The organism is Halomonas sp. SIMBA_159 (genome assembly GCF_046536035.1).
GTDB classification, from domain to species: Bacteria; Pseudomonadota; Gammaproteobacteria; order Pseudomonadales; family Halomonadaceae; genus Vreelandella; species Vreelandella venusta_A.
The window spans coordinates 1-279 of record NZ_JAWJBT010000390.1 but is presented as its reverse complement, the minus strand read 5'-3'; the positions used below and the strand labels follow the sequence as shown (position 1 = coordinate 279).

At 55.9% G+C, this 279-nt stretch carries 1 protein-coding gene; it reads right to left on the bottom strand.

Going from position 1 to position 279, the window contains the following annotated elements:
* A partial coding sequence (locus tag R0J87_RS19735; protein WP_498888378.1) for a molybdopterin cofactor-binding domain-containing protein occupies window positions 1-279 on the bottom strand: 279 nt, incomplete at both ends.

Below are 279 nucleotides of genomic sequence, written 5' to 3'. Positions count from 1 at the left end.
CATCACAGAGCTGACCTGGGTCTCCAGATAGAAGTGTTCCTGACCGCCGATATGCAGATCGCCTTCCAGTACGTGCTTCGCGCTCGCCAGTGCGCCTTCGGAGTCACCGCGCTTGTGCTGGTGACTGCCTGAGACGAAGTGTTTCTTGGCCAGAGCCTCTTCAACATCCAATACGGCTTCCAGTGGTTCGTATTCGATGATGGCCGCCTGAGCGGCTTTGCGGGCTGTTTCCATATCATTGGCGGCAACCGCAATAACAGGCTGACCGTAGAATTCAAC